Below are 26,081 nucleotides of genomic sequence, written 5' to 3'. Positions count from 1 at the left end.
GGGCGTGGCCAGCCGGTAACGCTGGTCTCACGTCCGTAAGGTGAGCTTGAGATGAGGCAAAAGATCCAAGATACGAAATGCGTGCACCGTATGTCCGAGGTGAGCTCTTTCGCTGAAACCTCGGCGACCGACCTTCGTCAGCGTCGATCGGAAGAAGCTCCCGCCCTGCGAGTGGCATTTTCCCCAGCTTCGCAGTGCCACTCGGCTGCCGTTGAACCTGTTGCAACGGCAGCCGCTTTGTATCCGGTCTGCAATGGTGTCCGTGCCACTGGCCGGCCACCGGCCACGCTAATAGCCCCTCGCCCCAACAATCCCCGCGGTGGCGCTGACGTTCGCGAGCGGATGCGCAGCAATTGGAACCGCCTCCGGTTTCCGCGTCGAATCTCGGAAACGAGTTTTTCGAATAGATGTTTCATTTGCCCGGCCTCCCGGGGCAAAGCGGCTGTCGCCGGACCCGTTTCAGCGGCAGCCACGTCTTGTGCTGCGGCCGACAGGCTCGGTCGAGCGAATATAGTCCATACAGTTCCAGGAGGCGGTGCGCGATGACCGGCGCGAGTACCACGCCATCCAGGTTCCGGCTTTCAGCTGTTTCGCTTGATCCGCCTTTGGGTGGGCGGACGGATGCAACACAAAAGCACGAGCAGTCCATCGCCGTTTTCGACCTGCTGGACAACAATCGTTTCGCGCCTATCGAGCATCGCGGCGGGCCCTATCGGCTGCGGCTGTCTGTGGTGGACAAGCGACTGGTGATGTCGGTCACTACCGAGAATGGCGCACCGGTTCTGTGCCATCACCTATCGCTCACGTCATTTCACCGGCTGCTCAAGGACTACCGACTTGTTTGCGAGAGCTATGCAAGCGCCGCGGCGCGGCTGACTCCCGATCGGCTGGAAGCCATTGATATGGGACGGCGTTCCATCCACGACGAAGCTTCCGCACTACTGAAACAGCGTCTCAAATCGAAAGTCGAGATCGATCACGGGACAGCCCGCCGACTGTTCACCCTGATTCACCTGCTGGTCTATCAGCAACTGCTTGGAGGGTTCATTTGACGACAGGTGTAACGTTCTCCTCGGCTCGATACGCAGAGAACTATCAATCGGTCGACGACAAGCGGAGTTCTCGGTTGCACGGGCGGCCCCAGCGATTAAGTCTGAGAGCTAGGCAGCCTCTGTGACAGCGGGACCTTGTCTCAAAAAGAAAAAGGCGGGACCGCGACAACGGCCCCGCCTCTCGGTTGGTCTGGTCGGCTCGCGACACCGTTAGACTAATCGGCCCCGCGGAGTTTACCGGGCCCAAAGAGCATAGGATTATACTCCTAAAGGCAATTTGATCAATCAGTCGCAGGAGTGAATGCAATGAAGAAGCCCATTGGAACGACGGCCCGGACAGGCGAAATTTGCCCCGAGAGTGGGAACTGGAAGGTCGTCGGCTCGCCGACAACCACCGCTCCTATCTCGGAGGGCAACCGTGTGCCTCCCTATATGAACACGGCCGTTACCTGGAAGCTCATCAGTTATGCCTAATAAGTGAATAAATGAGCGCCGGCCCCTGTGAACACGTCGCAGGGGCCAACCTATACTACCCCCCTAAAGATATCGCATTTACGGTTTCAACAAGGCTTGGGCATGGTTCTCAATTTTAAGCGCGCGACAAGCGCCACACTTATTCTTACGCTTGCGACCGGTTCACTAAGTGGCTGCACTACGGTCTCGGGTGGTGGGTCGTATGCAGCTCAAACCGCGATGGACAAAGCGATCGGACGATGCGTGGCCAGCGTCGTGATTTCGGCAGGGATCGGCGCACTGGCCGGCGCTGTCATCGACGGGGGAAAGGCGCCGGCCGAGGTGCGATCATCGGCGGTGTTGCGGGGGTAGGGGCGTGCGCCGTTCTCATGCAGGTCGCTGCCGCCGAGGATCGCGCGCGCATTCGGAATGCGGAACAGGATGCGATCGCAGCCAATTCGAGCCGAACCACCCGGTTCTCTAACCAGAGCGGAAAGAATGTGGCGGTGACGACCAGTGTCTCGTCCGCCCCGATCCCGACCTCTCGAAAGATTGCGGACTTGAGCGGCACCCCTGCGAAGGTGGCCTCCGATTCCAAGTCGCAGTTCACGGCATGCCGCTATTCGCAGCAGACCGTGAGCGTCGACGGCCAGTCCGCGGGCGGAGGAAGACAGCTTTGGTGCCGCCTGGACACGGGCGACTGGAAGCCGATCGCATCGTGAGGGCACGGGGATGAATATTATGACAAATGATACTCAGGTCGACTCCTATAGGGCTCTCGACCTTTCTCCCGGCGGGGAGATAGTGAAGGGGCTTCTGGCAGGCGTTCCCACCGAGGCAGATTCGACACAGATCAGGCTCAGTGACCATGTCGGTGAGATTCCCGGGAACCTCACGCCATTCATGGCCTCGTGGTACCGCAGCTACATTGCAGGGGCCCGTGGCCAGGCGCTCGACGCCGTAGCGACCATTCTCGGGGCAAACAATGACCAGAAGAGGACTAGGGGCGTGTTCCTCGAGCGCACGATGTCGTCCGAGCAGGATCGTCGCATAGAGAAGAAGAGGCAGGCTCAGAAGAGCAGCCGCGAGAAACGCTCTGCTGAATACGACCGGTACGATGAAGCCAAGCATGACTATGCCAAGACCAAGGAAGACTACGATGAACTGCGCGCCCGTCACGGGCGCGAAGCGAAGCCAACGCCGATGTGGTACTACCCGGCCATGGTTTTGATCGGCATATGCGAAGGGATGATCAACTTCGACAGCTTCAATGCGATCAAGATGTTCACTCCGGCCATCGCGCTTGGGGTCACTGTCATCGTCGCAATAGCGCTTGCCACGGCCTCTCATCTTCATGGCACCGTTATCCGGCAGCTTGATTCGCGGTTCGGAGCCCACAGGAGGGACGGCGACAGAGCAAGTTCATTCTGGATGTTCGGCATTGGATTCTTCCTTCTTTTTTCCGTGCTTGCTCTTGTCTGGTATGCGCGCAACAGCCTTCTTGCAGATCAGCTATTGGAGAATTCGGTCATCGGCGGGGATGCGCCAAGCGCTCTCCTCATGATCGGGGGGTCCATGATCGGCAACCTTCTTGTCTGGCTCCTCGGTGTCGCAATAGCCTTTTTCGCTCACGACGAAGACCATAACTATCCCGACGCCCTGAAGAACAAGATGAATGCAGAAAAGAAAATGTATGCGCTCCATGAACGTATCAATCAGCCGCTGAAGAGAGAGTTCGAGAAGATCGACGCCACCTGCGAAAAGGAGATCGAACAGGCCCGCAACAAGCACGCGTCCATGTCGTCGGACGGCGAGTTCGCTATGGGGCGCTCTCTTCTGGCTAAGGTCAGCGAGCAGGACACTCGGGTGGTCGCGGCTCTTGAACTCTACCGCATGCAACTGATCTCTGCCTTAAAGGGCAAGCGCGTCCAGTTCGAAGTTCAGCCCGAAATCGAAGCAACCGGCGAAGAGATGCTGGATTCAAACCAGTATGCGGCTCGCCGGCTTGTCCTCAAGCACATCTAGGAGCATGGGAATGAAGAGGCATCTTCTTTTGTGCATTCTGTTCTGCGGGATCTCCTCGCCGGCCGCCGCCCAGGTCAAGACTGTCGATGAATTCTGCACCAGCGACGGCGGCGGTCCGGCTCTGCGCCAGACATTTGTTGTGATCGACGGTTCGGTAGTGTCCGACGATCTCCCGAACGGCCCTTCACCTGACAACACTGCCTGGAGGCGGTTCGCGGCCCAGTTCTTCGACGCACGCAACCCTGCCGTCGACCAGGTGATGGCTCCACGAGAGCGCGTCACCATCGCGGTTGCCAATTCCGACGGATCAGGTCTCACGCCGCTATTCACCGGATGCCTTCCCCTTGTCGGCAAGGAGGAGGCGTCCAAGCTGGAAAAAGAGACAACGAGCATGCAGCGCTTCTTCGGTAGTGACTGGCGCTCGTCAATCACGAAGGCTGCGGAAGAGTTCTCGAGATCGGCCACGATCTCTCTCGTGCAGGGACTGAAGAAAGCTGTCGTCGGCGCACCGAAGGCCCGCTCTGAGTTCGCCCACGGTGGCCTTGTCCAGTCACTGAATCGAACAAAGGCATATTCGCTTTCGGATGGTCTTCCGCGTTTGATCATCTATTCGGATCTCGCTGCTTACGAATTACCGGTCGCGGATACGGCCACGTCCCGAGCGAAAGGACGGACAGATGCGGAGTCGATCGCGATCGATCTCCAGCGGATAGAGGTCGATCTCTTCACAACGGGCAAGGCGACCAGTGAGCAGGCCACTGAGTATCTGAAGTCCTTCTTTCTCACCGCCAAGGGGAAAGTCGAGACGATCGCGGGCGAGGGGGGCATCCTCGGCAGCAGTGGCACCCCTGTCAAGATCACGGTCTATCAAGGGGCGATCTCCTACGGGACGGACCAGTATCCGGTCCGGATGCGACTGGCGCGCGACCAGAACGGATCCGTGACGATGTCGTGGATCGAGGAGCAGTCGGATCGCCTCCGGTTTTCGCCTTTCACGGGTATCCTGAACTGCACCGATGAGGACGAATGTAACTTCGTCGGTGACAGGGTGTTCGCACAGATCTGGAGCGACAGGCCCGGCCCGACCCCGACATGCGAAGCATGGATGCCGTTCGGCGGCCTCCGCGATCTGTCCTTCTCAACCGATGGCGATCGTCTGGAAGGAAAGATATCCGATGCCATATGTGTCATCAACGGCCAGGAAGACGGAGTAAGCTTCCAGTTGCAGCGGGTTCCCAATGCGGCTTTCTAAGCATCTCGCCGTTGCCGGTATTGGATTGGCCGCCGTGCTTCACAGCGGTCAATCTCTTGCAACATCCGACACCTGTCTGGTCAAACTCCCTGCAGGCGTTCCTTGCCCGGTGGCAGCGTGGGAAACGGTCGATGTCGAGCATGCCGACCGCATGAGCAGGCTCAAGAGGCTATCGCGAGGCGAGCAGAGGTTCTCGTTTCATGAGGATATCGTTTCAGCCAGTGACCATGGCCTTGCCGACTTCCCAACCGACATTCCCGTACTTCGGGTCGTCGCTCAGCAGGACGTGTTCTTCGACAGTGGCAGCGACAAGATCCGTCCGGAGGCATACCACTTGCTGGATATCATCGCAGACAGTTTGAAGCTTGAGCCTCCAGATGTGGCGCTTTTCGTCTCCGGGCATACGGACGCGGACGGAGATGACGAGTCCAACATGAAGCTTGGTCTGTCGCGTGCACACGCCGTTGCCTCGGCACTCGTGCTGCGTGGCATCTACCAGGCCTCAATATACCGCGTCTCGTTTGGAGAATTCATGCCGATAGCGCCAAACGACAGAGCGCGCAACAAGGCGAAGAACAGACGTGTAGAATTCCTTTTCGGCGCCAAGCCCGAGGCGCTGGTGGTTGAAATCAAGCGGCAGAACGTAAAGCTTTGCGGGGATGCAGCCCTGCAGGACGAATGCCGAAAGAAGGTCCGTATCGAGATCGAAAGGGTTTCGGTTTCTCCCGAGTTTTCCACCAAGGTCATCGAGCTGAACAAGGCCGTCACGGGTGTCGAGGCGTCCAAGAACAAGAGTACTGTAGAAATGCAAAAGGCGCGACAGGAGGTGGAGGTCAAGCGCGAGCAAATTCCAGTGACCATCAGTCGCCAGAAAATCTATGTGGAACTGGACAGGTAGTGCACTTTTCATCGTCACGCTGGCGCTTTCGCACATGAGCTTTTGGAGCCGTCCAGTTTGGCCTAACGCGCGCACTCGAATATGGCGGCTCACCATAGTTCCATAATACATATTTCGCGATCTTCGCGTGTAGCCGGGTACATTCTATTTCCAAGTGCGACATGCCAATAAAAACAAAGGCTTCGCCTTGGAGATTTTTGGATGTCGCTCTGCTATTCGCAGCTCACCCTTTCGGACCGCCGACGTTTGCATCAGCTCGTGGAACGCAAGGTTCCTGTCGGTGACATCGCTCGCCAACTCGGTCGGCATCGATCGACGATCTATCGTGAACTGAAGCGCAATACCTTTCATGATGCCGAGTTTCCGGAATACAGCGGCTATTACAGCGGCATCGCCAACGACATCTCCAAGGAGCGTCGGCGATGGCTGCGCAAGCTCAGCCGCCACCCTCAATTACGCGAACTGGTCATTGAGCAGCTGAAGGCACTTTGGTCGCCGGAGCAGATCGCCGGCCGCCTGCTTGCCGACGGTGTGAGCGCCCTGCGTGTCTGCACGGAAACGATCTACCGCTTCATTTATGGCAAGGAAGATTATCCGCTGCAGCTCTATCAGCATCTGCCGGAAGGCCGCCGCAAGCGCCGCCCGCGCCGCTCCCGCAAGCCCCGTGATGGCTTGATCCCGTTTGACTGCAGGATCGACCAACGTCCTGATTTTATTGCCGATCGCTCGCAGTTCGGCCATTGGGAGGGCGATCTCCTGATCTTCCGGCGCGACCTCGGTGAAGCCAATGTCACCTCGCTGGTCGAGCGCAAGAGCCGCTACACAGTGATGATCAAGAATGGCAGCCGCCACTCTCGGCCGCTTATCGACAAGATCGTCGATGCCTTCTCACCGCTGCCCGCCTTTGCCCGGCAGAGCTTCACCTTCGACCGCGGTACCGAGTTTCGCGGTTTCAAGGCTCTCGAAGACGGGCTCGGCGCCAGGAGCTGGTTCTGCGATCCAAATTCACCGTGGCAGAAAGGCGCAGTCGAGAACACCAACAAGCGCATCCGCCGCTTTGTGCCGAGCGATACGGACCTATCCGCCGTCGGCCAGCAGCAGCTGGTCGCCCTTGCCCATCACATGAACTCGCTGCCGCGCAAGTGCCTGGGCTACCGCACGCCGGCCGAAGTCTTCATGGCACATTTGCGCGAAAGTAGCTGATGACCTACCCTTCACACGGCATTGTTGCACTTGGATTAGATTCTCCAGATCGGAAAGTGCGTTCAGCTATTTCGAGGCGCTGGAGCTCTATCTGAAGGCGCATGGTGCTCCGGTCGCCTTCTATTCCGACAAGCATTCGGTGTTCCGGGTTGCGAAGAAGGACGCCAAGGGTGGCCAGGGAATGACCCAGTTCGGCCGTGCGCTTTCAGAGCTAAACCTCGAGATTCTTTGCGCAAACTCGAGCCAAGCGAAGGGCCGGGTCGAGCGGATGAACCGCACGCTACAGGACCGGTTGATCAAGGATCTGCGCCTGGAGGGCATCTGCGGCATGGACGACGGCAACGCTTTCCTGCCTCGGTTCATGGAGCGCTATAACCGGCAGTTTGCCGTTCCCCCTGCCCGATCTGATGATCTGCATCGGTCGCTGAACCTAGCCCCGGATCGGCTGCGCGACGTCCTGTGCAAACGTGAGCAGCGTTATGTCGGTGCCCAGTTGACGTTTTCGTTCGAGCGCCATCGGATCATGCTGGAGGAGACCGAGGTGACGCGCGGGCTGGTCGGTCGCTATGTCGAGACCTATGCCTATGCGGACGGCCGGCTGGATGTGCGGTGGAAGGGGCATTCCTTGCCATACCAGGTATTCGACAAAAACCAGCGGGTGACGCATGCAGCGATCACCGAGAACAAAAGGCTCGGTGATGTCCTGGCCTACATCAAGGAACGTCAGGAGCAGCAGACGAAGCCCGCCGTGAAGACGAACAGCAAGAAGAACGGCTATGTTCGACGCGCGCGCGGCCCGGGACGTCGGAAGGATTTCATGAACGATCCAGCGGTCATTGCCCGACGGCGACAGGCGCTCTCTGACCACGATGCGGCGGAATGACTGGCTCTCCAACTGTCCAAGCTAGCCGATGGGTGCGTCTCACCCGCCCCCTCCCTTCCCTTGCAACCCGGCCCAGCCGGTCCGGTCGGGGGCTTGCCTCAGCGCAAGTGGAGATGCCGAGTGTCGTATTTCTAAGTGGCTGAAGACGTATCCAAAGTGACATTTCAACTTTGCGCCGGAACGGACATTTCAACCTGGCCGCCACATCGCGCGCCATGTCGTAGCGAAGCGCGTGTTCCGGATGCGGGCGGCTGTAGTTCTTCGCTGTGCCTTCAAGCGGCGTCGTCACCGCGTTCCAGCCGGCCCGCCCGCCGCTCAAGAGGTCGAGCTAGGCGAACTGGCGGGCAACCGTAACGGGTCGCTGTAGGAGGTCGAAATCGTACCCGCGAGACCGATCTTGGAGGTGGCGGTCGCCAGTGCCGAAAGGATTGTCAGCGGCTCGAAGCGGTTGAGGAAGTGCGGGATCGACTTCTCGTTGATATAGAGCCCGTCCGCGACGACGGCGAAGGCGATGCCCACGGCCTCCGCTTTCAGCGCTGTGGCCTTGAAGAACTGGCGTCCGCCGGTCCGCTCGGATGCATTCATATTGCCGCCTGCGCCCTGCAGCATGATGCCGAACGTGATCTTTTTCTGAACCATGCGATCAATCCTTCTTGGAAACGATCAGGCGACGAGAGAGGCCGCTCTTTCGCGAGCAGCTCGATGGAGGCGAGGCGCCGGGCAGCCGAGAGCGCCGGCGTGTCGAGCATGAAATTCCTTGATGCCGTAGCGGCGGTGAAACTCGTCCAGTTCCTTGCGGATCTGCTTTGCCGTGCCGTGCAGCACGCTCGGCACCTTTTCCTCGATGCGATAATCGGTGACACCAGCCTGGCGAGCAAATTCGGCGGCCTGTTCCTCGCTGCCGACATTGACGGTCTGGCCGTTCGGCAGGAACACCTTGAAACACGCAGATTGCCGACGCGCGCGCGGGCATGTTCTTCGCTTTCGGCGGCGAAGGCTGCGAGCGCCAGGATCGGGCGCTTGCCACCGGATGCACGCTCGTATCGAAAAGTTTTGCGCAGATTGTCAGGATCGCCGTTCAGACGGCCGGCAAAGACGAGCTCCCAGCCCTTCGCCGCAGCGAGTTCGGTACTTTCAACGCTCTTGCCGAGCAGGAAGCGCTCGGGAGCAGTCGGCGGAAATGGCGTCGCCTGCGCACCGTCGTAATTCGAGTCGGCGGTAGGATAGGTGTTGAGATCGGAAAGCTGGTCCGAAAAATCCGGCTTCCTGGCCGGACCGACACCAAGCTGCAGGGCTCGCGCTGCGAGCGGAAAGCCGCCCGGCGCGTTGCCGACGCCGAGATCGACCCGGCCGGGTGCAAGCGATGCCAGAAGATTGAAAGTTTTGGCAACCTTGTAGGCACTATAGTGCTGCAGCATGACGCCGCCGGAGCCAATACGGATCTTCGACGTCCTGGCGAGGAGATAGGCTACCAGCGCCTCCGCCGCAGAGCTCGCCATCGGCGACCCAGAACCGGTGATAGCCGAACTCCTCGGCCTGGATGGCAAGCTCTACCGTCGCCGCAAAGCATCCGTGGCGGTGAGACCCTGTTCGATCGCGCTTTTGTCCAAAAGGCTGAGGAGGAAGGATCTCTAAAACAGTAGATAAATGTGATTATAAGGAATGGCATTCCCTTTCGCAGATATTGCGAGGAAAAAAGCAGCCGGAGCGGAGATGGGAAATCGTGTTCTGCGAAAGGCCTCGGTCAGTATCGGAGGCCTTCCAATTGACCACTTCATGATCTATATTCTGGTCGAAATGGAGTAACCTGCATGAAACTGTCAGAACAGGTCAAGCCGATCAGCTATCTCAAGGCGCATGCGCCCGAGATCATTCGGACGTTGAAGGAGAATCCGCAGCCTGTTGTGATTACCCTTCACGGCGAGGCGAAAGCCATCCTTCAGGACGTCAGCCAATACGAGGAAACACAGGAAACACTGGCGCTTTTGAAGGTGCTGGCGCTTACCAACCGGCAGGTCGAGGAAGGCAAACTGCGGCCTGCTACCGAATCCTTCGCCCGTATTCGCAAACGTCTGGCCGATACCCAGCCCTGATGCCGTATCGTGTTCTTTTCGCCGAGGACGCCGAACGCGACATTGAGGATCTTTTCCGGTTCATCGCCGGTCGCGACGGCACTGAAACGGCAGAGCGCGTCTTGAAGGAAATCGAAACCGCCTGCGCGGATCCGAAGAGTTCCCCGCCCGCGGAAACATTCCGAAAGAGCTGGAGAGTATCGGGCTCGCCGAATACCGGGAACTGCATCATAAGCCGTGGCGCATGATCTACCGCATCATGGGCACCGACGTCGTCGTCTACTGCGTCGTGGACGGACGTCGGGACATGCAGACCTTCTTGGAACGACGGCTCATCCGCTGAAGTCGGCTTACCCCCTTCGGTGATTTCGAGATCACGAGCAGCCTCTCCTTTGAGCCCGCTGGCACCCGAGGCCGCTGCTGCTCCAGTTCTTCTGGATGTTGATTGCAAAGGTCCTTCCTGCCCCGCGCCAGGCTTCCGCCTTCTTCGAATGGTCTTTCTCACCAGCCGCGGCGTCCACATGCCTTCACTGTCGCTAGAGCGCGGTCCGCTCAGCATGCCCGCATTGCTGGCGCTTGGCGGTCTCGCAAGCGTTGTGGCCGACAAGCCGCACCGGCGCCGCAGCGGTCGCATTGGCCGTCGCCGCGACTCTTTGCTTCCTGCACCTCTCCGGCGCCCGGCCGGTTGCCGAGTTGCCCGCACTCGCCGGCTTCAACATCCGCGGCGGGCTCAGTTTCTTGCCTGAATGCGCTGCCCTGCTCACCGGCCTCGTTATCAAATTCTCCGCACTCATCGCCGAGGCAGGCGGGGATCCCGTCCGTTGGTACCGGCCAGCGGCACGAGCGCTCGGCCTGCCGTCTCGTCGTCTTGCCGCACGCGCTCAGGGTCATCACCCCGCTGACGACGTCAAACTATCTCGACCTGACAAGGATTCCAGCCTCGCAGTCGCAATCGGCTTTCCCGATCTCGTCAGCATCATCAACACGACCGCAAACACCACAGGCCAATCGATGGAGGGGTTGATTATCCTGATCGGCATCTTCCTTGCGATCAACCTCTCACTTTCCGCCCTCATGAATGCCTACAACAGCCGCGTCGCACTTAAGGGAAGCACTCGATGACAGTCGCACCGCACCTTCACGGCGCTCATCACCGGCCTGTTTGGCACCCGCGCGAACATGCTTGTCGCGACACTGCTCATCCTGTCGCAGATCGTTCCGCCGCTGTTGCGCTGGGCGGTGCTCGACGCCACCTTCACCGGCGAGGCAAGCGGCTGCACGCGGGATGGTGCATGCTGGACGTTCGTTGAGGCCAAGCTGCGCTTCATCCTGATCGCCTTCTATCCGCCAGATCTGCAATGGCGTCCGACGCTGGTCATCCTGTTGCTTGCGGCTGTCCTGACGGCAAGGGCCCTGCCCCGCTTCTGGGGTCGGCCGCTCCTTGTTGCCTGGCCGCTGGCGATCCTTGCCTGCTGGATGCTGAATGCAGGGCACTTTCACATCGACGCCGGTCCCCTCGAACCAATCGGGTGGACTGCCGGTAACACTCTTCGTATGGGCCGTTTGCTTTGCCGGCCCAACGCCAGTCGCCGTGCTGCTGGCACGGGCGCGCCGCTCCTCGCTCGGGGGCTCGTACCTTCTCCGTTCTCTATATCAAACTCATGCGCGGCACGCCGATGGTCGCTATCCTCTACGTCGGCATCCTGAACCTGCCGATGGCGCTGCCCGAGGGGCTCTCCTTCGACTGACCTTGCCTCGTTGAAATAATCCATTTTAAAGCAAGCTCTGGCCCATTCGCTTTCCGGTCTGCGCGTTGCCCCTGAGCTGGATCGGATCATCGAGGCGCGCGGCAAGCCCAGGATGATCGTCAGTGACAATGGCAGCGAGTTCACCAGCAACGCGATCCTGCAATGGACGGACCGGTCCAAGGTCGATTGGCACTAAATCGCGCCCGGTAAGCCGATCCAGAATGCCTTCATGAAAGCTTCAATGGGCGGCTGCGAGACGAGTTCCTGAATGAAACCCTCTTCTCGTCACTGACCTATGCTCGCTCAGCGCTTTCAAACTGGCGCAGCGATTACAATGATCACAGACCGCATTCTGGCCTCGGCTGGCTGACACCTGCCGAGTTCGCTCAGACCATCAACCCGCGACGTGATGCGGTGCTGCGCAGCCGAAATGGCTCCGCACCGCGTCCCGCCGCTACCGCCTCCCGTGCAGCAACCCAAAATCGTTGTCCCTCGCAAGAGATGACAAACGATGCTGTCGCGCGGATGGAGATATTCCCGATTTCACGAAGCTTTTTTAGCAACCAGCTTCTTCGTGCTTTTCGTCTTCCGGAGGCCGGGAGACTCCTCATCTGAAGCTCGCATCCGTGAACCATCGTTTGCTTTCAACTTGGCTATCGCTTGTTTCAGTTCCGTTGGGAACTCAGCGGGCTCGCATTGGTGATAGACCTGGTAAAAAGCGGTAAGCGCATCGCAGAGCGTCGACGAGACCGAGAAATGCTCGCCACTTGCAGTGATAAGCAGCGCGAATATTTTTATGTCTCCCCAGCTGTTCCAGGCGTAGTCCAGCCACACTTCGCCGCTCCAGGGCATGTCCAAGCTAACCGAGCAAAGGTCTTCTTCGAGGGACTCATCGTCACCCGAAAGGAACGTCCTGTCGTTTGTGGTGAATACCGTCTGAATCGTAGATGCGGGGCAGCCAGCTATGCCGATATCGAAGTTCGCGGAGCCACCTGGGAAATCGGTCTTATGATTGAGGAAATGGGCAACGAGCCTGATCGGTTCGTAAAATACCGGGCTTGACGCGACTTCGTTATTTTGCCGAAAGAGTGACGTCTCGATGTTGCCAAGCGTCTTCACTGTCGACTCTGAGGACGTGAAGGCTGACGACAATGTGCGGCCTTGCGCTAAAGCGCGGTAGAAGGAGACGGCACCTTTCCGTGCAGCGAAGTTCGTGATGGGTGCCTTGGTCCCGATGGCGTAAGGCACGGTGTCGGTAATTGCTTCAGCCAGAGCTGCGGAATCGCAAGCGTTTAGATAGACCAGCTTGGGTGGACTTGGCGCGAGAAGAACTCGGAGTGCCTCATTCGTCAGCTTTCTCGGATTGCCTTTGGTATCCACAAGCTCCAGCGAGTCCTCTTCTCCGTGGGCGGAGATGTGCACGATGTCCGGCTTGTGCACGAGAATCTGGTTTTCGACATCTTCGAACGGCAATGCGGGTAGGAAAACGAACTCCATGCGCCGTCCGACACCATAGATGGCGTCTCGTTGGAGTTCGGTTATCTCGTGTTCGACCATCAGTGTTGAGTTGCTGGCGTGGTTTGACGAAATGTAGAGAACTTTCACTGGTGTTCTCCCGAACTCACGAACTTATGGATGCGGCTGACTGTTTCGACGTCGCTGATATATGACTTGATGTTGTGCCGGTTGTCGGAGTCATTGTGGACTTTGACATCCTCAATAGGCTTGTTAAAGATCGCAAAACTTTTGGAATTTAAAGGATTCAGTGCGACGATATCAGCGGTGTCATATAGATTGGCCCATGTCTCTACGTTGGGGCGGATGATCGCCGGGGGCTCCAGGCGTTTTCGGATTGCCTGAATGCCCAAGGGCGACCCAAGCGTAATGAAGCCGGTGATGTTTCTCTCCTTCTTCCGCAGAATATTGTACGCGACCACGGTTCCAAGGGAGTGGCCTACCACGAGCGTGGGTTCTGACGTGATGTGGCGCTCTACGATTTCATCAATCTTCGCCTGTATTTCTTCATCGGTGAGGTACAGGTAGACGTCGCGTAGAAGCCGACCAATTGACCATTCGGAAAACGCAGGGAAAGTTTCGTCGAGATGCCTCACGGTCGCAATAACCCAGGACCAATTCTGCACTCCGCGCTCAGCCATGTCGTCAATGTCTGACTGCTCCAGAGGTGCACACGCTGGGTTCTTCGTACGGTACACATCATCTCCATCGAACGGCGGGGGTTGAATGGCCGCAATACCGGCCTCACTTCCTTTAGCGGACAATTCCACCGCTGCTTCAGCCATGAACTTGACGAAATCTGCACCCTGCCGCTTTTCAGCGCTCGATCTTTTCAGCTCGTCGGCATTTGCAGGATCAGTTTTCGATAGTTCGAGCAGGACATCGCCATAGAAAGGCTGGGCCACGGCGCTTTCAGCGATCTCAGGTTTATTGGCTTCGGAAAGGCCCCGGTTCAGGGCACCAAGCCACTCTTCTTTAAGCGCTTGCTCGGAGCGTCCCTCCTGGGACCTCCCGTGAATAAAAAGTAACCGCATTTTGCCCCCTCAACAACTTTGGCAGTCAATTTGCCAGCTAAACTACCTTAGCGAGAGGATTGCAATACGCCTGCCTTCCATGTCAAGCGTCCGGGCGGACAATATCTGTCGTCTTCGAAATCCGTGGTTTTCAGCGAATCTTAAAGATGAAATTCTGGACGCTAAACAACTAATACGATAACAGAGTCAGCTAATTGAAACTTTGCTTACTTGGACGTGATTTGAACAAATGGCTGCACGTTTCGAAGCCCTAAACCGGTTGTGGGAAAGCGTCCGGGAAACAAACCACGATTTTCGGGCCACAACTGACATTTTTCCAACCCTTGACGTCGAAAAGGTCAGCCGCACCATGGAGCTTCCGGAGCGAGGCGCTGAAAATGGCGCTGCCAACCGCCCGGCGAAGACGGCTCGTGCTTTGGACGAAGTGGAGCAGCGCATTGTCGCCAAGGTGGAAGAGGAAAGGAAGACTTCCTATCAGCTCCTCGAAGACCAGTTCCAAACATTCTCAGAGCGCTTGCGAAATCTCGATTTCGAAGCTCATTTCGGAATGATCCGGGAAACAAATGCGACAACTTTGTCGGATTTCCACGCTGAAGCCGAGGGCGGGGTTGACCAGCTTCACGGCCTTCGGCGCGACCTCAAGGACGCTGAGGATGAGACGTTCAAATTCAAACAGAAGCATGGCTTGGAACGTGCCGCGAAGGTGACGAGCGGCGCAATGTGGAGCCTCAAGGTTTCTCTTGTCGTTTTCCTGCTGCTTCTTGAAACCGTGTTGAACGGTACTTTCCTGGCGAAGGGCAGCGAGCAGGGTCTCCTCGGGGGAGTTACAGAGGCATTCACGTTCGCCGTCTTGAATATCGGCTCCGCTCTGTTACTCGCCTTTTTCTGTGTCCGCTTCCTCGTACACAAGAGTCTATTTCTGAAGCTCTTAGGATCAGTCGGCCTCATCGTGTACATCGGGATCGCCGTCTTCATAAACCTCGCCCTTGCCCACTACCGCGAGGCCGCTGCAACCATCCTGACCGGAGCCAGCAAGGAGGTCATGGATAATCTGATTGCCTCGCCGTTTGGGCTGAACGATCTCAGTTCCTGGACGCTCTTCGGACTTGGCCTCCTGTTCTCCGTGATCGCCTTCATCGACGGATGCTTAATGACCGATCCCTACCCTGGGTTTGCCGGTGTACAGAAACGCCTTAACGCCGCAAGGGCAGCCTATGTCGACCGAAGGGCGGAATTGATCGAAGACCTGCGGGATGTCCGTGATGAAAACAATCGAAAGATTGAAGCGATCATCCGCGAGCTTAGCGCAAGACGTCTTGAAGGACGGGCAATCATTCAACATAGGACCCGTTGCATCGACCTGTTCAACGAGCACCAGAACCACCTTGAGCGGGCTGCTAATCAACTCCTGACCATTTATCGGGAGGCGAACCGCGCGGCACGAACGGAGCCTGAGCCTAAATACTTCTCGGTCGCCTACAGGCTGGAACGTCTCAATCCCGTTCGCCAGTTTGCAGAGGAATGGAATGATGACGAGTTGGTTGCTCGCATAAGGGCTGCCACCGATCAGCTCTCGGAGCAGATGCTTAAGATAGCCGCTGAGTTTGAGCGTGCTATCGACCAGTACCGTAAACTCGACACAATGTATCCAGAGGGCGTAAATGGCCAGGCACAGGCGGCGTAAATCCGGCAATTCGGCGGGCCCGATCATTGCGTCGGTGCTTCTCGGAGTTCTTTCCCTCGTCATCCTGGGCGGCTTTATCTATCTCAAGGTCAAAGCCAACTCGAATCCCGAGATAGACAAGGCATCTCTGTGTCCGGTCGACGGCCCGATAGAAATCACCGCTGTACTGCTCGATGTCACGGACCCCATTTCTCAGGCGACAGCTCTCGATCTCCGGAATGAATTTCAGGCCATCGTCTCGGCCGTACCAGTCGGCGGTTTGGTCCAGGTTTACACGTTGACGGAAACCGAGGGGGAACTGAATCGCACGTTCAGCGCATGCAATCCTGGCAGCGGTGAGAATGTCGACGAATGGACCAGCAATCCAAGAATTGCGCAAAAGCGGTGGGAAGAAGGGTTCCAGAAACCGCTCGACGAGATCGCGAAGCGGTTGGATGAAGGCGTTGCCGGGAATCAGTCGCCGATAATGGCGGGTATCCAGAAAATCAATTTGGAGGTTTTCGGTGCTCCACAGCATCGCGCGATCCCGAAACAGCTGGTTGTTGCTTCGGACATGATCGAGCACACCGCAGCTTTCTCCATGTACAGGGACGGTGCCGAGTACGACCGGTTCGAAGAGAGCCCGGCCCGCGACCAGTTTCGTACCGCGCTTGACGGCACAGCCGTCCGAATTCTCGATTTTCAGCGGCCGAGCTTGAATTTTGATGCCGAGCAGCTAGCCGACTTCTGGAAGAACTGGGTCGAGAATAATCGCGGATCGGCGTACCGGTTCACTCGACTAGAGGGAATACGATAGTGGCGAGGCTTGCAGATATAAAGTCGCTCGTTCAGCGCGTCGGACCGCCTGTCGTTTACGGCACACTCACTGGCTGCGGTATGCTCTTCATCTGGACAGCGAAACTGTTCGCATGGGATCAGACCCTTGTTCTTGCTGTCCCCATCGGTTTGATGCTGGCCTATTTTTCGTTGTCGCTTCTTCCCGGGCTACGCCTGCATACCGAGCAGGCAGGCGACAACCTCTACTATATGGGCTTCCTCTTCACACTCACGAGCCTGGGTGTATCGCTCTACCGGTTCATGGGTGGGGCCTCGATTGACGACATCGTTCGCAATTTCGGTATTGCTGTCTCATCCACCATCTTTGGAATCTTGCTGCGCATCTTTTTCAACCAGATGCGCCGCGACCCCATCGACATCGAGCGCAGCGTTCGTCACGAACTCGCCGATATGACCCGTCGCGTCCGGACCGAGCTGGATTCTTCGGCTCGTGAATTTTCCCAGTACCGTCGGACCAGCAACCAAATGCTGGAGGAAGGTTTCGAAGAGATCGCTCGGCAGGCTGAACGCAATGGCGAAGCTATCCTGAAGGCCATTGAGGCACTGTCGAAGGAAGCGATCAAGCCGATCCAGGACGCCGCCGAAAAGCTTGCGGTGATCGCTGAAGACAATGTTCGGATCGTCGAGGATCGGGCGCGGGCGAGTAACGAGTTGGCGGAAGCGGCGCTGTCGAAGCTCAACGCGACGACAAACCGGCTATCGGACTTGGTGGAGGGCTTTGGAAGAAGCCTCGACAACGTCAGCAAGAAACTCACCGACATCAGGCCTCCCGAAGAAGTTCTTCGCGTCGAACTCCAACCGGCTTTAGCATCGATCAAGGAATTGAGCGAGCTCCAGATAAAACGCCTGGAGGAAACGGCGAACCACAGCCGCGATCAGGCAGCCCAGATGAAGGAGGCGCTTCAGCCTCTCGACGATATGCCGAAACGGATGGAAGCGGCGTTTGAGCCATTGGGACATCTGCCGGAGAAGATGCAGGCCTCTCTCAATCCGCTGGAATCCATCACTGCTAAGATGCAGGCGTCCGTCGAGCCGTTGGAGAAATTTGGTGGCAACATCGAAGTTGCTCTCAAGCCCCTTGCCGACGTTGCTACTCGGGTGGGAGCCATCGTCACAAACTTGGAGAAGGCATCGACTTCCACGACGAACACAATCCAAGCGGTGGATCAATTGTTGATGAGGGTCGTGACGGCGGAACTGGGCTCGTCTGTATCCCTTGAAGCGCGATCCTCAGCAAAGGGTACCAGTTCAACCGGTCACCAGCAGACTCCCTCTGCCGACCATGCAAATGGCATCCATTTGGCGCTCCCGTACGCGAGTTCGGCTTCACAAAGTGATAGTGCGGCCGAACAAGAAGGCAGGCAGGCGGACGAGCCATTATCCGTGGTGAACGGCGAACCTGTACCCACAGGAAACAAAGAACCTGAAGGCAAGCGTGGTGGATGGTTCAGCCGATGGTAGCGCCCTCTGAACCGGCCGCAAAACTCGAACATAAGGGTTACAACCGAGGCCTGATCCTTGGCCTGACGATGGCGGAGTCCATGCTGCTGCTTGTTTTTTGCCTGCTGCTGGTCGCCGCCGCGATCATCAAGGCAGAACAGAACAAGGCACTCCGGGCGCAGATGCAGCTTCAGGAACTTCAACAGCAGGTCGCCAAAGAGAAGTCGGAGACAAAGAAAAACGTCGAGAAACTTTCCGCAGAGATCACGGCTCTGCAGGCTCAGCTGCAATCAGCCAGTATTCAGCCCGCCGAAAGGAAGAAGTTCGAGAAGGAATGGCGGGACCTGGTGCTGGCACGCGATACGGTACAGCGCTTGAAGGACCAGGGATTAGAGCCTGAGCGTCTGGCCGAACTCGAAAAGGCGCTCGTTGTCCTCAAGGAGAGCGGGTTCTCAATCGAGGACGCAAAAGTCCTGGAGGAGCGCCTGCAAAGCCTGCTGGAGATGGAGCAGAAGCAGGCTGATGCTAAGGCCCACCAATGGCCGCCGATCATCAATCTCAGCGAAGCGGGCGGATATTTCTTCCGATCTGGCAGCGCAGAGCTTACTCCGGAATTTGAGGGCAAGCTCACAGGGTCAATTGCCGACCAGATAGCCAAGAACCTCGAACAGTATCAGGTCGACATTATCGAGGTGATCGGACATACGGACGAGCAGCCGATCTCGCGCACCGTTTCAAATCTCGACCAGAGCTACATCGATGTACTCAGTGGAAAGAAGCCGATAGCATCCGTGTTGCCTGCAGATAACGCCGGACTCGGACTCGCCAGAGCAATTGCCGTCGCAAATGTCCTGAAGGCCGACAAGAAACTCGAAGGGGCGACGATACTGCCGATGTCGGCGGCGCAACTCGTCTTGCCCGGAGACACTTTGACGAGAGGCCAGGCTGGCAACGTTGAGTCCCGTCGGCGCATCGAAATTCGTATTCGCCGACGAAACGCTTCACTCGCGCCGTGAACAGTTACCTCAGGCGTCGGCTCGACATGGCCGTCTGTTTATTGGCCTCTATCCAGCGGCGTATATTCCACAGTTGAATCGTTTCTGATCTTTGCGGGTACCGAGTCATCCATGACCCAACCCTTTCCGCGCCCCTCGCAAAGACCGTAGCCGGACTTCTTGAGAAACTCGGTCCACCAATACGCCACCCAAACATCCTTGAATTTTTCGAATTCACCGCGTTCCCACAGTATAACGGCGCTGAACTTAGATCTTAGTTGTTCGGTAAGTTCCACTGCGGCGAACTTGTTCGCAAAGTAGACCTCCACCCCATAGTCAGCTGGATCATTCGAGTAGCTCACACAATGGAAATGAATGTTTTCGTGAAATTCTCTGCTTCCATTATCGGTCATCCAAGGCCCCTCATACTTTCCCATTGGCTTATTCTTCAGTCTCATTCGTTGCCTGTGATTTCGATGGATCGGGACGCAGCTTGTCGCTGGCGTAACCTATCGCCCCCAATAAGGTGCTCGCCAACCGGCCTTGATCGCTTCCGCTTCGTCGCAGAACCAGCGTTCTCCCTCGTCGACATTAACTTTGGTCTTCTTGTACCAAGGTGACCAAGGCGTGTGATAGATGTGCCCGTTTTCGGAAATGTTGCCCTTGATCGGACAGCCGTCGGGAGCTTCCTGCTGCCCAAGCGTCCATTGTTGGGCACGGTAATCCCATGGAGCAGTCTGGTTATCGGTGATCCAAATGCCGATGTGGCTGTTGTGGGCCTGATCTTCGAGATCGGCATAATCAGTGGAATACTTGCGAAACGCCCAAGCGTGGCCGGTCGCGACCATCTTCGCGTTGACATCGTCCCCGCTGACGTTGCAAACGGCGATTGTTCGGCCGTAGCCATCCTGACCACGGTCATCGCACTCGACGGCTTTTCCCAGGATGAGTTCTTCAAGGGCTGATATTGCAGCCTTGCCGCAATCCCAGGACTTGCCGTTCGGCTTGCTGCATTTCTGACCTGCTTCAGGCGCATCGATGCCATGAAGCCGATAAACAATTCCGTTCAGTTCCAAGGTGTCACCGTCGACAACTCTCGGAAAGGCTGCGGCCGAAACAGGGCTGCAGAGCAGTCCAACCACACTCAATATAAACGCGTATGGCATCGCTCTGTTTTCACTCCATTCACGTGGCCGTAGATAAAGTAGGTTTTTCGAGGCGATCCGGCTCAGGGCCATAGTTCGGCGTGACTGTGACCATTCCCTTCTCAGATTGCCTCGGGTAGCAACGTCTCGGGAGCCATTTCCTGAGCAAGGAGGGTAGATCGCCGCTTCGCGAGAGTTTCGCGATAATCCTGTGCCTCGATGTCCTTGAAGAACGGGGCATCTGGAGCCAAGCGCTTTACTGCCGCTTCAACCTCGTCCAGCGTCGCCTTGAAGAACTCCTTCCGGTAATTCTGGGCATTCACTCGCACAGGCTCAAATTCGGCATGCAGAGCACGTTCCAGTCCCGGGGCGTTGTCGCTGTAGATGATGGCGTGAGTATCGAAAACAAACGGAACGCTGGCGTCCCCAAGCTCGCGGATGCGGTCGGCCGGATCGAGACGCCGCGTCAGGCCGATCTTCACGACGTCACTGCCGAACGAACCTACGTTCGAAATGATGTAGACGTATCCTGAACGGGTCTTCTCGGCCATCGCCTGTGCCCGTTCAAATTTCGCATGCGCCTCCGCCAAGTCGCGCTCCAGCATCTCAATCTGGGTATTGAAGGCTTCGAGCTTCGGGCCGACCGCGCTCTCAGCTTCTGCCTTAGCTTTGTCGAGAAGGCGTTGATAACGAGCTTCCTCCTCCTCGGCCCGCTCCATGTCGCGGATAAGCTTCTGCTCTTCCTTGGCTGCCCTGGCGAGTTCAGCCCGCTCTTCTCGTTCGGCCTTGAGTTTTTCGCGGTACTCGTGCGTCAGGAAAAGTTCCTGGAATTTCAGCTTCAAATATGATTCGGTAATGGAAACGTGGTTGGACTCGTTCAGCTTGTTAATCTGGGTGAAGGCAGTCGCGATGCGTTTTTCCATCGCGTTGACGTTGCTCCACCGACAATTCGCTATTGCCGCCTCGCACTCATTGTTGAAGGCTCGGAGCGTCAACTTGATGTTCCGATTAGTCATCGTTTGGCCCTTTGCGGTGCTTCCCTCGACCGTCCACGCTGTGGGACACACAGCAGCCGTCTTGGCTGTCACCATCGCCTTCTGGGAAGCCCTCACGACTTCGATATTGCGCTTGTACTCTTCGCTGTCGTTAAACTCAAAATGCGGCTCGTAAACGCCCATCTCGGCGAAGGCCAGCTTCTCGTCGAAGATTGCAACTTCCTTAATCAAGCGATCATAGATGGTCCGCTTCTCAACATAGGAGTTGCGCAGATCATCGATTTTCATCGTCTCGATCTTCACCTGCGTCTGAAGCTTGGACACTTCTGCTTCGACGTCGAGGACGCTCTTGAAGCGCTCTTCCAGCCCCGCCACCCGCTCGGTCAAAACGCCTTTTTCCTCGTGAAGCTGGTGACCTAGCTCCATGGCCTTCGCGAGCTTGGCGTTCTTCTCCGTCAGTTCACCACTGAGCTGGAACGCTTCAGCAACCGCCTTTCTTGCTTTTCGGCGTTGCCTCCACCACAGCACCAAAAAGGCCAACATGGCCCCAGGAATGACCAGAACGAAAGTAACGGCTATTGCTACGGAATATTCCGGACTCATTTGATGCTCCCCAGTTCCAAGACTGGAGATTACCGTTCTCGTTGAATATTCCAAGGGCGTACAATCACTCGTCAGGCAAAAATGCTCCCTAATCAACATCAGGATCACACGGCGGACAACACGCCTTGCAGCGGCAGAAGGGCGGCGTTGAGCCTTGGTATACGAAGACGAAGGTCAGCGTCGGCAGGGAGAGCTTGGTTTTGCTCCGAAGCCGGTGCGATCAAGGCCGCCGGGCGCGCTCCTTACTGATTACCGACAGCAGAAAGGTCAGAGAAAGCGACCATCTACGCGGACAAATTTTAGTCGGCGGCGTGCCAAAGATGTTTCGGCATGCCAGAGCAATGCGGTGGCTGCATCTATTGCGGGCGACGCCTGGCGCTCCTACATCAACAACTTGAACACCATCGTAAATAGTCGGGGACGCCGTGGGCGAGGCAAAACGCAAAACTGAAAAAACGAGGGTATCATTCCTTGCGGAGTTGGACAAATGGTATTTCCCGACGACGGAGTGGGAGGCTCGCACCGTCGCGGAGATCAGCCAACTTCCGGTCGTCAAGGTCACTCGCTATCCTGATGACACCTTGGCATATATGCGGATGCCTCCGCGAGCGTGCCACGCGAACGCTCGCTTCATGCAGGACAACGATCCAGACAAACGGTTGCGGCAGGTCACCGGCTGGTGGCCGCAAGACGGACATTACGTCTTACACTCCGTCGTCGATCAACATGGCGAATACGTTTGCGTGACCCCCGCACCGATGTATGTCGGCCGCACATTCGATTTCATACCGGACGAAAAGATCGAGTGGCGTGATGAAGGTGACTATCGCACGGGGTATCGGAACGGAATTGAAATCGGGCCTGGCGTTCGTGCCGACCCCGCGAAGACCCTTGCAGAACTCGAAAGTATGCGGCAGCGCCTGCTATCCGGCATGAATCCGTATCAAGCAGTTAAGCGCTGACGGGCAATCGGACGATTCTCGGAGACATGGCTTCTTGCTGCTGAACCGACTTCATTGCATTATCGACCGAATTCTTCAGCCTCGACTTGGCAATCAACATGAGGAGCACGGTATGCTTAGAGATAAACCAACCCGGGTGGGTAACCGTTACGCATGGGCCGGGCGGGCCAAAGCACGGCCCATCAAGTCCGTGTGACCTCGCGCCGGTCATTCACAATGCTTTGGTGATGAGCCCTTACAAGACTTTGATGTATCCTTCGGACGATTTATCAGACGCGACTCTCGTCCGTTTCCACCGTTCCCTATGAGTTCCGCATCTTGTCGTTCGAGCGAATCGCTCGTATGTTGCTCCTGCTCCCGGCAGGAGCACGCCGCCCGTCAGTTGCGAAGCTGTTGACAGCACTGCCTTCCAGAATGTCGAACCCGATCATGTTTTTGTTCGGGCTCGTGAAGTGGTGGACGGGTGACGCTTCGAACGGGTCCGGGAGAAAAACATGTCGACAGCAGACATTCGCCCTAGCACAATTCCAGGCATCAAGCGCCTCGCGAAATCCATTTCTGGCCTCAAAGGCGTAACCCATACAATGGCGCTCGATAAAGCCGCTGTTGTCGCCGGTTACTCGAATTTTTCGCACGCCTTGCGGGTGCTACGGTCGTCTACGGCTGCCGCCTCGCCTACGTTCTCAACGTTCATCAGCGTCTTCTGGCGAGACCCAAAGACCGACAAGCATGGAACAGAGATCATTGAGGCATCCCTACCCATGCCACTCGATGGGATCATTCCGGCACGGCAATACAAGAAGGCTCGTGGTCTCTGGAACTTCAAGCGGTGGGCCTCAGATTTCATCTACTGCCAGATAAATCCTGAAAGTGCGGACAACGCGGTCAGTATGGCGTGCCAAGCGGCTCGAACTTTGCAGTTTATGGCCGCTACCGGATTGAAACCGTCCTCTAAGAGCATGCCGTCTTCGCTAGAAGGCAGGCGTATTCCTGGCCGGGATCACGTCAGTAGTTGGTTCGAACCGGCCCCCAAACGATACATCTTCGCCGACGAACCCTATGCTGCATCGGTACAGAAGCAGCAACAAGAACGGGCCTCATGGGCAAAGCGTAACGGATGGCAACTCGCGAAGCCTCGATGGGCAGGAATGTACTTCCCCGAGGGCGGCTGCGAGCTTTACCTCCTGTCCGATCCGAAAACTGGGATGCCCGTTGAGCCCCTTGTGACAGCGCTCGAAAAAGCTGCAGCGCCAATTGTGCCCGAAAACTGCAAGCGGATCGTACCGCCAGCTGGAGAATATTTCCGCTCCCCAGCCGAAATCCAGCAAGCAAAAGCAAAGGCGCTGAAGCCCAGGCAAGAGCGCAGGCCAAGGGGATCGGCCACCACTGTCGAATACCAGATGGTCATGGGTTCTGGGCGACGTCCGAAAGCCAAGATGCCGGTGGAGAAGCATCGACGGGTTGGGACGTTGCTGAAAGATGTGTTGAGCGCTAACCGGCATCGGCTTGGTGTTGCCAATCGCCTCGGTTCAGTGAGGTCCGAACTCGACAACTGGGTTCAGCACGAACACGATGAGAAGTCGCTGTCGGACGAGGTCTTTTTTGACCTCTATTACCGCGAACGCAGCGAAGTGCCTGCCGAAGAGTATGGTATCGCAGGCCGGGCACTTCATATCTCCCGACTGCAGGAAGCCCAGGCAATCATCGCCAAAGAATATCCCGACTGCCAGCCGGTCCGTGCTCTTGCCAAAAAGCTCGACCTTGCGATCAAATCGCTGACCACCTGGTAATCGCGGCGACCGCTCGCCTCAAGTGATGATCTTGAGTCGGGCGCAGGACCGCGACTTCCGTTTTGGACAGGTGTTCCGAGCACGCAATGTTCATGGAAAGTTCTCAATTCGTCTTCAGCCCATCGGTGAAAATGTTATTCTAATGCAATCACTGATTCGCGGAAGGACAGCGAATGGCCAAGGTGAAGGAAGCATACTCGGGCAAGCTTTTTGTCCGTCAGTATAGCGATGCCGAGCTGCGTGATAGGGTGCTTGTGACGGATGATCCCCACAACTTGGGAAGCTTAGCCGAGAACCCGCCACCCCGCGACCAGGATATGGAGTTTGTTGCACAGTACAGGTCAGGCGAGGTGGTTGTCTGCTCCTTTGGTCATAAACATCAGAAGGGGTTTGTGCTCAAGGATGGTAGCGGTCTTCACTATTTAATCGGCAAGGACTGTGCCGCAGAACACTACGGCCTCAACTGGGAAGCCTTCGCGAAAAGCGTATCCAAGAGCGTCGAGCGGCAATCCAATTTGCGTTGGCTCGATGACATTTCCCGGAGGATGCTAGAGGCGCGGGCGGACATCGAGGTTGTCATCACCTCACCCTCTGTTTCTGCATTCGATGAGCTTCGCCGCCAGGTACAGCATCTGCCGCCTGCTGTTCTCTCTGCCTTCCGAAATGCCTCCGGGTCCCGGGACACCTGGATGACTGCTACCTATCGCGTGCGTGATCATAGGGCCGAACGCCTGATGAAAGAAAAGGCTTGTGAGGAGTACGGGGCGAGCGTTCAACAGCGATGGCCATCTTCGGAACGCAATCGATTGAAGCGAGAGATGGTTGAATCTCAGAGCCGTGAAATCTGGGAGGAGACAACAAAATCTGTCCTTCGCTGCCCAGCGCCAACGCTCTTTCGATCTAACCTCAAGATGGCTCCGCGTCTCCAGGCAATTGCCAACAATCTGCATTCACAAGCGATCACACTCTTGGGCACGCTTCGAGTGTCCCAACCGAGCGGCGCCGCAAGGAGTATGGCTGAGGCCGCGAAGAGCTTCGATGCCGTGTTGGCTGAGATCGAAGCAGCGGCTCTAATGTTTTCGCCAGGCGTGCTTGGTCTCCTGACCGCGTTGTTTGAAGGCGAAGAGTTTAAAGGCATAACGACGAGAAGGCTGTCTTACGGCATTGCTTTTTCAATAGATCAAGGCGAAGAGTTCACCCTGCGCCTGCCTAGAGGGCTGCAGCCGTTAGGCTTTAGCCTTTGTGAGCGCCTGCGTTTCGATGAGAGGCGATCCCGGGACTGATGACGGGCAGTTAGATAGAAGCGCGACGACTACGTTTGCTTCGACTATTCAATTTGGCCACTTGGTGCGCATTTCGCAAAAGCCGGACAGGATTCCGCTAAGTCGCGGACGTTCGTGGAGTGCACCCTCAGATTGAGACAAGGAAAATCGCGGACACCGCCCCGTGTTCAGCTATGCCGCCTTTTCCATCCGTCGTCCACCTGAATGCTTCT

23 protein-coding genes and 4 pseudogenes are annotated in these 26,081 nt (G+C 57.1%); 20 read left to right on the top strand and 7 right to left on the bottom strand.

Going from position 1 to position 26,081, the window contains the following annotated elements; translation table 11 throughout:
* Positions 1 to 542 precede the first annotated feature (542 nt).
* The 8 genes and pseudogenes from NXT3_RS22365 to NXT3_RS22335 form a co-directional block, all read left to right on the top strand.
* On the top strand, positions 543 to 1,052 hold the full coding sequence (locus NXT3_RS22365; RefSeq protein WP_104840513.1) for a UPF0262 family protein: 510 nt from the start codon (positions 543 to 545) through the stop codon (positions 1,050 to 1,052).
* A gap of 306 nt (positions 1,053 to 1,358) precedes the next feature.
* On the top strand, positions 1,359 to 1,526 hold the full coding sequence (locus NXT3_RS32100) for a hypothetical protein (protein ID WP_199773375.1): 168 nt from the start codon (positions 1,359 to 1,361) through the stop codon (positions 1,524 to 1,526).
* Between the two features lie 368 nt (positions 1,527 to 1,894).
* A complete protein-coding gene (locus tag NXT3_RS22360) occupies positions 1,895 to 2,227 on the top strand; it encodes a hypothetical protein (protein ID WP_104840512.1) in 333 nt (110 codons plus the stop codon).
* A 19-nt stretch (positions 2,228 to 2,246) separates the two neighbouring features.
* Positions 2,247 to 3,530, top strand: coding sequence for a hypothetical protein (locus NXT3_RS22355; RefSeq protein WP_158665398.1), 1,284 nt, complete (start codon positions 2,247 to 2,249; stop codon positions 3,528 to 3,530).
* 28 nt (positions 3,531 to 3,558) lie between these two features.
* Entirely contained in the window at positions 3,559 to 4,782 is a 1,224-nt protein-coding gene (locus NXT3_RS22350; RefSeq protein ID WP_158665397.1) for a hypothetical protein, read from the top strand.
* Positions 4,769 to 5,680 (top strand): OmpA family protein, encoded by a 912-nt coding sequence (locus NXT3_RS22345; RefSeq protein ID WP_104840509.1) that lies wholly within the window; start codon positions 4,769 to 4,771, stop codon positions 5,678 to 5,680. The genes NXT3_RS22350 and NXT3_RS22345 overlap by 14 nt, the downstream gene beginning before the upstream one ends.
* 201 nt (positions 5,681 to 5,881) lie before the next feature.
* Entirely contained in the window at positions 5,882 to 6,883 is a 1,002-nt protein-coding gene (locus NXT3_RS22340; protein WP_104840508.1) for an IS30 family transposase, read from the top strand.
* Positions 6,884 to 6,917: 34 nt separating this feature from the next.
* Positions 6,918 to 7,766 (top strand): annotated as a pseudogene (locus NXT3_RS22335) (ISNCY family transposase); the annotation flags it as partial.
* Positions 7,767 to 7,976: 210 nt separating this feature from the next.
* Here the strand turns inward: NXT3_RS22335 and NXT3_RS22330 are convergent.
* Positions 7,977 to 8,351, bottom strand: a pseudogene (locus tag NXT3_RS22330) (LLM class flavin-dependent oxidoreductase); the annotation flags it as partial.
* A complete protein-coding gene (locus NXT3_RS22325) occupies positions 8,348 to 9,265 on the bottom strand; it encodes an MsnO8 family LLM class oxidoreductase (RefSeq protein ID WP_423828006.1) in 918 nt (305 codons plus the stop codon). The gene NXT3_RS22325 and the pseudogene NXT3_RS22330, both read right to left, overlap by 4 nt.
* 312 nt (positions 9,266 to 9,577) lie before the next feature.
* Between NXT3_RS22325 and NXT3_RS22320 the strand changes: the two genes are divergently transcribed.
* From NXT3_RS22320 to NXT3_RS22300, 5 genes and pseudogenes are all read left to right on the top strand, one after another.
* The gene (locus NXT3_RS22320; protein WP_104840507.1) at positions 9,578 to 9,859 is read left to right on the top strand and encodes a type II toxin-antitoxin system Phd/YefM family antitoxin; all 282 of its coding nucleotides are present in this window, start codon (positions 9,578 to 9,580) and stop codon (positions 9,857 to 9,859) included.
* Positions 9,859 to 10,181 (top strand): annotated as a pseudogene (locus NXT3_RS22315) (type II toxin-antitoxin system RelE/ParE family toxin). The gene NXT3_RS22320 and the pseudogene NXT3_RS22315 overlap by 1 nt, the downstream one beginning before the upstream one ends.
* A 233-nt stretch (positions 10,182 to 10,414) precedes the next feature.
* Positions 10,415 to 10,960 carry an ABC transporter permease family protein gene (locus tag NXT3_RS22310; protein WP_158665396.1) on the top strand — a complete coding sequence of 182 codons (546 nt, stop codon included), beginning with the start codon at positions 10,415 to 10,417 and terminating at the stop codon, positions 10,958 to 10,960.
* 57 nt (positions 10,961 to 11,017) lie between these two features.
* The gene (locus NXT3_RS32225; protein ID WP_104840505.1) at positions 11,018 to 11,545 is read left to right on the top strand and encodes a hypothetical protein; all 528 of its coding nucleotides are present in this window, start codon (positions 11,018 to 11,020) and stop codon (positions 11,543 to 11,545) included.
* Positions 11,546 to 11,632: 87 nt separating this feature from the next.
* Positions 11,633 to 12,072: pseudogene (locus NXT3_RS22300) on the top strand (integrase core domain-containing protein); the annotation flags it as partial.
* Positions 12,073 to 12,129: 57 nt separating this feature from the next.
* Here the strand turns inward: NXT3_RS22300 and NXT3_RS22295 are convergent.
* Positions 12,130 to 13,191: a CHAT domain-containing protein gene (locus NXT3_RS22295; RefSeq protein WP_104840504.1), complete on the bottom strand. Its 1,062-nt coding sequence runs from the start codon at positions 13,189 to 13,191 to the stop codon at positions 12,130 to 12,132.
* Positions 13,188 to 14,135, bottom strand: coding sequence for an alpha/beta hydrolase family protein (locus NXT3_RS22290; RefSeq protein WP_104840503.1), 948 nt, complete (start codon positions 14,133 to 14,135; stop codon positions 13,188 to 13,190). The genes NXT3_RS22295 and NXT3_RS22290 overlap by 4 nt, the downstream gene beginning before the upstream one ends.
* A 229-nt stretch (positions 14,136 to 14,364) precedes the next feature.
* Here NXT3_RS22290 and NXT3_RS22285 point away from each other — a divergent pair, with 229 nt between their 5' ends.
* Genes NXT3_RS22285 through NXT3_RS22270 form a run of 4 tightly spaced genes read left to right on the top strand, consistent with a single transcriptional unit; the run spans position 14,365 to position 19,112 of the window.
* On the top strand, positions 14,365 to 15,819 hold the full coding sequence (locus tag NXT3_RS22285; RefSeq protein ID WP_104840502.1) for an MFS transporter: 1,455 nt from the start codon (positions 14,365 to 14,367) through the stop codon (positions 15,817 to 15,819).
* Complete coding sequence (locus tag NXT3_RS22280) at positions 15,797 to 16,615, top strand: hypothetical protein (protein WP_104840501.1); 819 nt, start codon at positions 15,797 to 15,799, stop codon at positions 16,613 to 16,615. Before NXT3_RS22285 ends, NXT3_RS22280 begins: the two co-directional genes overlap by 23 nt.
* Positions 16,615 to 18,117, top strand: a complete 1,503-nt coding sequence (locus NXT3_RS22275) for a hypothetical protein (RefSeq protein WP_104840500.1) — start codon at positions 16,615 to 16,617, stop codon at positions 18,115 to 18,117. The genes NXT3_RS22280 and NXT3_RS22275 overlap by 1 nt, the downstream gene beginning before the upstream one ends.
* Positions 18,099 to 19,112 carry an OmpA family protein gene (locus NXT3_RS22270; RefSeq protein WP_234828195.1) on the top strand — a complete coding sequence of 338 codons (1,014 nt, stop codon included), beginning with the start codon at positions 18,099 to 18,101 and terminating at the stop codon, positions 19,110 to 19,112. Before NXT3_RS22275 ends, NXT3_RS22270 begins: the two co-directional genes overlap by 19 nt.
* A 38-nt stretch (positions 19,113 to 19,150) precedes the next feature.
* On the opposite strand, the gene NXT3_RS22265 is transcribed toward NXT3_RS22270, so the two are convergent.
* The 3 genes from NXT3_RS22265 to NXT3_RS22255 all read right to left on the bottom strand — a co-directional run bounded on the left by NXT3_RS22265 (position 19,151) and on the right by NXT3_RS22255 (position 21,834).
* Positions 19,151 to 19,504 carry a hypothetical protein gene (locus NXT3_RS22265; protein ID WP_210207162.1) on the bottom strand — a complete coding sequence of 118 codons (354 nt, stop codon included), beginning with the start codon at positions 19,502 to 19,504 and terminating at the stop codon, positions 19,151 to 19,153.
* A gap of 96 nt (positions 19,505 to 19,600) precedes the next feature.
* On the bottom strand, positions 19,601 to 20,257 hold the full coding sequence (locus NXT3_RS22260) for a thermonuclease family protein (protein WP_104840498.1): 657 nt from the start codon (positions 20,255 to 20,257) through the stop codon (positions 19,601 to 19,603).
* 101 nt (positions 20,258 to 20,358) lie between these two features.
* Positions 20,359 to 21,834, bottom strand: coding sequence for an SNIPE associated domain-containing protein (locus NXT3_RS22255; protein ID WP_104840497.1), 1,476 nt, complete (start codon positions 21,832 to 21,834; stop codon positions 20,359 to 20,361).
* Positions 21,835 to 22,259: 425 nt separating this feature from the next.
* On the opposite strand from NXT3_RS22255, the gene NXT3_RS22250 reads away from it, so the two are divergent.
* From NXT3_RS22250 to NXT3_RS22240, 3 genes are all read left to right on the top strand, one after another.
* Positions 22,260 to 22,796, top strand: coding sequence for a hypothetical protein (locus tag NXT3_RS22250; protein ID WP_158665394.1), 537 nt, complete (start codon positions 22,260 to 22,262; stop codon positions 22,794 to 22,796).
* A gap of 494 nt (positions 22,797 to 23,290) precedes the next feature.
* Entirely contained in the window at positions 23,291 to 24,586 is a 1,296-nt protein-coding gene (locus NXT3_RS22245; protein ID WP_104840495.1) for a DUF5623 domain-containing protein, read from the top strand.
* A gap of 173 nt (positions 24,587 to 24,759) precedes the next feature.
* A complete protein-coding gene (locus NXT3_RS22240) occupies positions 24,760 to 25,869 on the top strand; it encodes a hypothetical protein (protein ID WP_104840494.1) in 1,110 nt (369 codons plus the stop codon).
* The last annotated feature ends 212 nt before the right edge of the window (positions 25,870 to 26,081 follow it).

It is taken from the genome of Sinorhizobium fredii, from assembly GCF_002944405.1.
Taxonomy (GTDB): domain Bacteria; phylum Pseudomonadota; class Alphaproteobacteria; order Rhizobiales; family Rhizobiaceae; genus Sinorhizobium; species Sinorhizobium fredii_C.
The sequence above is the reverse complement of the archived record's forward strand: the minus strand, read 5'-3'. Positions and strand labels throughout refer to the sequence as shown.